At 62.5% G+C, this 1,608-nt stretch carries 2 protein-coding genes; one reads left to right on the forward strand and one right to left on the reverse strand.

Features of this window, described 5'->3' with window-relative positions; genetic code table 11:
• The first annotated feature begins 86 nt into the window (after positions 1 to 86).
• The gene (gene adhP, locus Q4E95_RS13680) at positions 87 to 1,112 is read left to right on the forward strand and encodes an alcohol dehydrogenase AdhP (RefSeq protein ID WP_303383817.1); all 1,026 of its coding nucleotides are present in this window, start codon (positions 87 to 89) and stop codon (positions 1,110 to 1,112) included.
• A gap of 9 nt (positions 1,113 to 1,121) precedes the next feature.
• Here adhP and Q4E95_RS13685 read toward each other — a convergent pair whose 3' ends face one another.
• Complete coding sequence (locus Q4E95_RS13685) at positions 1,122 to 1,376, reverse strand: hypothetical protein (RefSeq protein WP_303383818.1); 255 nt, start codon at positions 1,374 to 1,376, stop codon at positions 1,122 to 1,124.
• Between the last annotated feature and the right edge of the window lie 232 nt (positions 1,377 to 1,608).

The raw sequence follows: 1,608 nt of genomic DNA on the forward strand, positions 1-1,608 counted from the left end.
CTTCGTTGTCAACGTGACGTGTGTCTCTTAGACTAAAAATCCGCTGAGGCGGTTTCACTAGTGGCATCGTGCAAAGGAGCATGAGGATGAGTTCGACTTTCCAAGCAGCTGTGGTTCACGATTTCGGTGATGAACTCACCATCGACGACGTCGAGGTTCCCCAGCCGGGGCCGGGGCAGGCACTCGTCAAATTGATCGCGTCCGGTGTCTGCCACACGGACCTGCACGCGGCCCAGGGCGACTGGCCGGTAAAGCCCACCCTCCCTTTGATTCCCGGCCACGAGGGCGTGGGCACCGTGGTCTCCGTGGGGGAAGGGGTGGATGACCTCAAGGAAGGTGACCTGGTAGGTAACGCCTGGCTGGGCAGTTCCTGCGGCAACTGCCAATACTGCCGCTCCGGGTGGGAGACCTTGTGCGAGGAACAAACCAACTCGGGATATTCGTCCAACGGTTCATTTGGCGAGTACATGTTGGTGGATGCCAAATTCGCGGCCCGCATTCCCGAGGGGGCAGATCCGTACGAAGTGGCGCCGGTCCTGTGCGCCGGGGTCACCGTGTACAAGGGCCTCAAGGAAACCGAGGTGCGCCCCGGTGAATGGGTCGTGATCTCCGGAATCGGCGGCCTGGGCCACCTTGCCGTGCAGTACGCCGTGGCCATGGGCATGCGGGTTGCCGCGGTGGATGTTGCGGACGACAAGCTCGCGCTGGCCAAGAAGCACGGCGCCGAAGTCACGGTGAATGCGTTCGCGGCGGACCCGGCCGAGACCATTCAACAGGAGATCGGCGGCGCCCACGGCGTGCTGGTCACCGCCGTGCATCCGGATGCATTCGGCCAAGCAATCGGCATGACCCGACGCAGGGGAACCATCGTGTTCAACGGCCTGCCCCCGGGAGAGTTCCCCGCGCCCATTTTCGACATCGTGCTCAAACGGCTCACGATTCGCGGTTCCATTGTGGGTACCCGCAAGGACATGGAGGAGGCCTTGGACTTCTACTCCCGCGGCCTGATCCACCCCACGTTCCATACCCGTGAGCTCGGGGAGATCAACCAGATCTTCGACGAGATGCGCCACGCCAAGATCGACGGCCGCGTGGTGATCAAGTACCAGTAGGCTGCTGGTCTATTCGGTGGTGGGCAGGGCCGGACGCGCGAGAATTTCGGTGTGCAGCATCGCGAACCACGCGTCCGGCTCTCTCGACCAGGCCTCCCACGCCGCGGATATCGTGGCGAGTTCCGGCTGAGTACTCATTCCCAGCTCGAGGGCCCGGTTCCCGTACGGCGACTCCGTGAGTGTCACCTCTCGCAGGCCCGCCAAGCTTGCCCATGACTTGAGGAGCCGGCCGGTATCGGGTTCGCCCCGATTAGCCCGTGCCATGGACCTTTAAAGCTCGAGCCCACGGCTCATTCCCGCGGATCCCGGGAGCCATGCCATGGATGACCAACTCGGCACCGTAGGTGAGCGCATGGACGCAATCCTCACCGGGTCGGGAACACACGAAGTGCACACAAAGAAAACGCCCACCCGTCATGAGTGAGCGTTTTCTCTAGTCAAGTGGAGCCCCCTGCCGGATTCGAACCGGCGACCCTCTGTTTACAAGACAGATGCT

Origin of the sequence: Kocuria sp. (genome assembly GCF_030536815.1) — a bacterium.
Classification (GTDB): domain Bacteria; phylum Actinomycetota; class Actinomycetes; order Actinomycetales; family Micrococcaceae; genus Kocuria; species Kocuria gwangalliensis.